Origin of the sequence: Archangium sp., from assembly GCF_036389735.1 — a bacterium.
Lineage (GTDB): Bacteria > Myxococcota > Myxococcia > Myxococcales > Myxococcaceae > Archangium.
On sequence record NZ_DASVWK010000610.1, the window covers coordinates 1 to 6058 of the forward strand.

The 6058-nt window shown below is 72.2% G+C and carries 4 protein-coding genes and 1 pseudogene; 3 read left to right on the plus strand and 2 right to left on the minus strand.

Annotated elements, in window-relative coordinates; all coding sequences use genetic code 11:
* The 3 genes from VF794_RS21415 to VF794_RS21425 form a co-directional block, all read left to right on the plus strand.
* Nucleotides 1-607 (plus strand): L,D-transpeptidase (locus tag VF794_RS21415; protein ID WP_331113273.1); only part of this gene is annotated, 607 nt, incomplete at its 5' end.
* A 79-nt stretch (nt 608-686) separates the two neighbouring features.
* On the plus strand, nt 687-881 hold the full coding sequence (locus tag VF794_RS21420) for a hypothetical protein (protein ID WP_331113275.1): 195 nt from the start codon (nt 687-689) through the stop codon (nt 879-881).
* 195 nt (nt 882-1076) lie between these two features.
* A complete protein-coding gene (locus tag VF794_RS21425; RefSeq protein ID WP_331113277.1) occupies nt 1077-4700 on the plus strand; it encodes a two-component regulator propeller domain-containing protein in 3624 nt (1207 codons plus the stop codon).
* Here the strand turns inward: VF794_RS21425 and VF794_RS21430 are convergent, their stop codons facing one another.
* Both VF794_RS21430 and VF794_RS21435 read right to left on the minus strand, forming a co-directional pair.
* Complete coding sequence (locus tag VF794_RS21430) at nt 4701-5672, minus strand: PDR/VanB family oxidoreductase (RefSeq protein ID WP_331113279.1); 972 nt, start codon at nt 5670-5672, stop codon at nt 4701-4703.
* 115 nt (nt 5673-5787) lie between these two features.
* Nucleotides 5788-6058, minus strand: a pseudogene (locus VF794_RS21435) (hypothetical protein); the annotation flags it as partial.

The window sequence follows — 6058 nt, forward strand, 5'->3', positions numbered from 1 at the left end:
GGGGGGGCGGAGGGGCGTGACGCTGTCCGAGGGGGACACGCCGCTGTCCGCCGCCGAGGCCCGGAGCTTCACGGCGGCCCGCGGGCGCCTGCCCTTGCCGGTGGAGGAGCCGGTGCTGCTGCTCATCTCGCACGAAGCGCATGAGCTGCGGATGTACGAGCGGGGCCGGGAGGTGCTGCGCGCGGAGGTGGGCTTCGGCCAGGAGGAGGGGCGCAAGCGGGTGCGCGGGGACAACCGCACGCCGATGGGGATGTACTTCATGGTGGAGAAGCGGCGGGGCGACTTCCCGGGGCCGTATGGGGCCTTCTTCGGGGGCCACTGGATGCGGCTGAACTATCCGAATGCGTGGGACGCGGACTGGGGCGTGGCACAGGGCCTCGTGACGCGCGAGGTGCGGGACCGGATCGCCCGGGCGTGGGAGGCGCGCCGGCAGACGTCGAGCTCCACGAAGCTGGGGAGCGGCATCGGCCTGCACGGGTGGGCGGGGGAGTGGTCGCTGGCACGAAGTGGGGGACGGCTCTCCTGGGGGTGCATCGTGATGCACACCCCGGACATCGCGGCGCTGTATGGCCGGGTGCCGCCGGGCACGATGGTCGTGCTCTTTTGAAGGGTGTGTCCGACCTGGGATGTCAGACCCGGATGGGAGAGTGCGTCTGGTGCGGCGTTCACTCCCAGGGGGGTTCACCATGTGCGGCCAGACCGGACAACCAGCCTTCACCGAGTCGAAGAGCACGAGCCCGGGCTTCCCCTGCACGCGCGGCGAGGGCCCGGAGAACCGGAATGGGACGCGGGGGCTGCCGTCCTTCGTGTCCTCGGCGCCGCCGCGGTCCGAGGGAGAGGCGCTGCTGCACCGCATCTTCTCGCGGGCCGGGGTGATGTAGACCCTTCCCCTCCAACCCGGCACCACCACCGCGCCTCAGGACCCACTGGGGCAATCCCTCGTCTGCCTGGATGCCTGCTTTTCCTCGGGATTCTGTTCTACTTCCCGGAGAGAGCGGGTTTTTCGCCACAGGCCAGGGCTTCCGGACCGACCTGTTTGCCCCGAGACAGTCGGGCATGGCAGATGGTGGAGTGGGATGCGACGTGTCGGGCTGCAGGTCCTCTTGGGGACGGCCATTGCGATGTGGGTGGGCCTTGCCGGGCCCGTGCTCGCATTGGAGCCGACCCGCCGCGTCACGCAGTACAGCCATGACGTCTGGAAGGACGAGGACGGGCTGCCGCAGAACACCGTCCACGCGCTGACGCGGACGCGCGATGGCTTCCTGTGGGTGGCGACGTGGGAGGGGCTGGTCCGCTTCGACGGCGTGCACTTCACCGTCTTCGACAAGCGCAACACGCCCGAGCTGCGCGAGGCGGCCATCCACGCGCTCGCCGAGGACTCGGCCGGGGTGCTGTGGGTGGGCACGGGGGGCGGGCTCGTGCGCTACCGGGAGGGTCGCTTCCAGCGCATGGCCGGGGAGGCCGGGCCGGGCGAGGTGGAGGTGAACGAGCTGCTGCCCGGCGCGGACGGCGGCCTGTGGGTGGGCACGGCGCAGGGCCTCTTCCACCTGAAGGAGGGGCGCTCGCGGCGCTACGGCACCGCCGAGGGACTGCCCTCGGAGCGGGTGGAGTCGCTGCTGCTGGACCACGAGGGCGTGCTGTGGGTGGGCACGACGCGGGGACTGGCGCGCCTGTCCGGGGAGCGGCTGGAGCCGGTGCGCCTGCCGGGAGGCCTCGGCGCGGTGCCGGTGCGCGCGCTGCTGGAGGGCCGGGACGAGACGAAGTGGGTGGGGACGGACGCGGGCCTGGTCCGCCTCCACGAGGGCCACGCCCGACTGTTCTCCCCGCGCGAGGGGTCGCCGCTCGAGAGGGTGAATGCCCTCGCGGAGGACCGCCACGGCAACCTGTGGGTGGGCACCGAGGACGGCCGGCTGGTGCGCGCCTCTGGCGGGGCCTTCGCCGCGCTCGGCCCGAAGGAGGGCCTCGCGGGCTCCAGCGTGAAGTCCCTCCTGGAGGACCGCGAGGGCGGCCTGTGGGTGGGCACGCTCACCGGCGGCCTCCACCGGTTGAGGGACGCGCCCTTCGTGACGATCGGCAAGCCCGAGGGCCTCGAGGACGAGCTGGCCACGGTGGTGCTGGAGGACCGGGAGGGGGCGCTGTGGGTGGGCAGCTACCTGGGCGGGCTGACGCGGGTGAAGGACGGGGTGGCGAGCCACTTCGGCCGCGAGCAGGGACTCACCCAGGAGAACATCCGCGCGCTCGCCGAGGACCGGGAGGGGGGGCTGTGGGTGGGCACCACCGGGGGCGCCTTCCGCTACGACGGCCGGGGCTTCACCCGCTGGGGCCGCGAGCAGGGACTGGCGGATGAGCTCGTCTTCTCCCTCTTCGTCGACTCGCGCGGTGACGTGTGGATGGGCACCCTCAAGGGCCTGTGCCACCTGCACGAGCGCGCCGTCACCTGCCTCGGCCCGGAGGAGGGCGGCCCGGAGGCCCCCGTCGTCGCCATGACGGAGGACTCCGAGGGGACGCTGTGGTTCGGCTCCTTCTCGGGGCTGTACCGGATGTCGGCCGGGCGCTTCACCCGCCGCTATACCCAGTCGGACGGGCTGACGGGCAACCGGGTGTTGGACCTGTACGCGGACCCTGGCGGGGGCCTGTGGGTGGGGACGATGACGGGGCTCACCCTGATGCGGGGCGGGCGCTTCACCCGCTTCACCACCGCGCAGGGCCTCCATGACGACGCCGTCTTCCGCATCCTCCCGGACGCGGAGGGCCACCTGTGGATGAGCTGCAACAAGGGCATCTCCCGGGTGGCGCGGCGCGAGCTGGAGGAGGTGGCCGAGGGCGTGCGTCCCACGGTGAAGCCCGTCGTCTTCGACCGACGCGACGGCCTGCGCAGCGCCGAGTGCAACGGGGCCATGTTCCCCGCGGGGTGGCGCGGGCGCGATGGGCGGCTGTGGTTCCCCACGCTCCGGGGCGTGGTGGGGGTGAACCCCGCCAAGGAGGTGGGACGCCGGCCGCTGGCCGAGCCGCGCCTGGAGGAGGTGCGGGTGCAGGGCCGGCCGGTGCGGCTCTCGGGCGGGCTGGTGCTGGAGCCGGGGCAGCGGGACGTGGAGTTCCGCTTCACCGCGCTGTCGCTGGGGGACTCCACGCGGCTGCCCCTGCGCTACCGGCTGGTGGGCCACGACACCGAGTGGGTGGCCGCGGAGGATCGGCGCGTCGTCTCGTACACGAACCTGTCCCCGGGCTCCTACCGCTTCGAGGTGACGGCGGCCAACCGGGACGGGGTGTGGACGGAGCCCGGCGCCCGGGTGGAGCTGACGCTGGTGCCTCACCTCCACCAGACGGGCTGGTTCTACGCGTTGTGCACGCTGGGGCTGGGGACGGCGGGCGTGGGCGTGTACATGTGGCGGGTGGGCCGGCTCAAGCGGCGCGAGCGCTGGCTGGAGTCGCGCGTGGACGAGCGCACGCGCGAGCTCGCCACGGCCAACCGCGAGCTGGACGAGAACCTGCGCGCCCTGCGTCAGGCCCAGTCTCAACTGGTACAGGCGGGGAAGATGGCGGCGGTGGGCACGCTGGCCGCGGGCGTGGGCCATGAAATCAACAACCCGCTGGCCTACATCGTGTCCAACCTGGAGTTCGCCACCTCGGAGGCGGCGATGCTGGGGCGGGAGGTGGGCGCGGGCCCCTCGACGGGCAAGCGGCTGGAGGACATGGAGCGGGCGCTGCGCGAGGCCCTGCACGGCGCGGAGCGGGTGCGGCGGATCGTCCAGGACCTGAAGACGTTCTCACGGGGCGACGAGGAGGCGAGCGGGCCGGTGGACCTGCACGCGGTGCTGGACTCGGCGGCGAAGCTGGCCGGCAACGAGCTGCGCCCGCGGGCCCGGCTGGTGAAGGAGTACGGGGACTTCGCCTGGGTGGAGGGCAACGAGTCGCGCCTGGCGCAGGTGTTCCTCAACCTCGTCATCAACGCCGCGCAGGCGCTGCCCGAGGGGCAGGCGGCCTGTCACGAGGTGCGGCTGGTGACGCGGCGCGACGGAGAGCGGGTGGTGGCGGAGGTGCGCGACAGTGGGTGTGGTATCCCCCCGGACGTCATCGGTCGCATCTTCGACCCCTTCTTCACCACCAAGCCGGTGGGGGTGGGCACGGGGTTGGGACTCGCCCTGTGTCACCGATTCATCACGGCCATGGGGGGAGAGATTTCCGTGGAGAGCGAGCCGGGCAAGGGGACGTCGGTTCGTGTGACACTGAGGGCGGCGGCGGCGCCCATGAGCAGCCAGGGAGTACGTTCGATGCAGCAGCAACAGGAGGGCGCACGCGTGCGTGGCCGAGTGATGATCGTGGATGACGATGTGATGGTGAGCTCGGCGGTGCGGCGCACGCTGGCGCGTGAGCACGACGTGGAGGTGGTGACGAGCTCCCGTCAGGCGCTGGAGCTCCTGCTGGGTCCGAAGGGGCAGGAGGTGGACGTCATCCTCTGCGACCTGATGATGCCGGACCTGACGGGCATGGAGCTGCACATGGAGCTGACGGCGGCGGTGCCGGCGGTGGCCAAGCGGATGGTGTTCCTCACCGGAGGCGCCTTCACGCCCGCGGCGCGGGCCTTCATGGACCGGGTGGAGAACGAGCGCGTGGACAAGCCCTTCGACCCGCAGAAGCTGCGTGAGCAGGTGCGGGACTGGGTGCTCAAGGCGCGCGGCGGCTCGGGCCAGGCCGCCTAGCTACAAGTCCAGCACGAGCTTGCGGGAGCGGGCACGCGACACGCAGACGAGCATGTTGCGGCACGCGACGCGCTGGGGCTCGGACAGGAAGGTGTCGCGGTGGTCCGGCTCGCCCTCGAGGACGCCGGTGAGGCAGGTGCCGCAGGTGCCGGCCTCGCAGTCGCTGGGCACGGGCATACCGTTGTCGCGCAGCACGTTGAGCACCGTGCGTCCCGGCGGAACCGGGAGGGAGGCGCCGGTGCTGCGCACGACGACCTGGAACTCGGTGTCGGCCAGATCGCTGATGGCGCCGGTGCCGTCGGCGGAGAAGGCCTCGAAGTGCACCTTCTCGCGGGGCCACTGGTGGTGGATGGCGGCCTCGCGCACGGCGCGCATGAGGCCGGCGGGGCCACAGCAGTAGAGGCGGAAGCCCGCGGTCCGGGTGGCGAGCAGGGCCTTCACGTCCATGCACCGGGCCATGTCTCCCCCGTCATGGTGCAGGGTGATGTGTCCGGCGAACTCGGGCGAGGCGAGCAGCTCGCGGAAGGCGGTGCGCTCGGGCGAGCGGGTGCAGTAGTGCAGGTGCCACTTCGCGCCCTGGCGCTGGAGGGCGCGGGCCATGGACAGCAGCGGGGTGATGCCGATGCCGCCGGCCACCAGCATGTAGCCGCGCGCGTAGAGCAGCGGGAAGTTGTTGCGTGGGCGACTGGTGGTGAGCACGGCGCCGGGGTGGACCTCTTCGTGCATGGCGCGCGAGCCGCCGCGTCCCCGGGAGTCGCGCTGCACGGCGATGACGTAGCGGTGCGTCTCCTCCGGGTCGTTGCAGAGCGAGTACTGGCGCAGGAAGCCACCGGGGACGTGCACGTCCAGATGGGCGCCGGCCTCGAAGGTGGGCAGCGGGCCGTCGTCGGTGGAGACGAGCTCGTAGGAGAGGATGTCCTCGGCTTCAGGCGTGATGCGCTCCACGCGCAGGCGCAGGGTGTCGTTGTCCACCGTGTCGTTCCCCCTCGATCGTGGTGGGGAGGATGGACAGCGCACAGCCCAGGTGCAACGGGCCCCGGGACGCGCCTTTCGCCCGAAGGTGGACATCGGACTCTTCCCCTGGGCCTCAGTCCTGGCGCGGGGGCGTCGAGGTGTGCAGCTCCTGTCGCCCCAGCAACAAGTCTCCGGCGCGGATGAGGGCTTCCCGACGCTCGAGGAACGCCTGGCGGAGCTCGGGCGACAGCCCCTGCACGGCGGAAGGATCCCTGTCCTCGAGCTGGGCCTGGAGCGCGGCCTCGATGACGGCGGGAGGCGCATCGGGCCTCACGCCGAGGAGCTCGGCGGCCTTGTAGCGGGCGCCCTGCCGGCTCAGCGCTGGATCTCCCACGGACTCGACG

Bases quoted from the DNA above. Each gene is read 5' to 3' on its own strand.
- VF794_RS21420 (WP_331113275.1), top strand. From the start codon at position 687: ATGTGCGGCCAGACCGGACAACCAGCCTTCACCGAGTCGAAGAGCACG.
- VF794_RS21425 (WP_331113277.1), top strand. From the start codon at position 1,077: ATGCGACGTGTCGGGCTGCAGGTCCTCTTGGGGACGGCCATTGCGATG.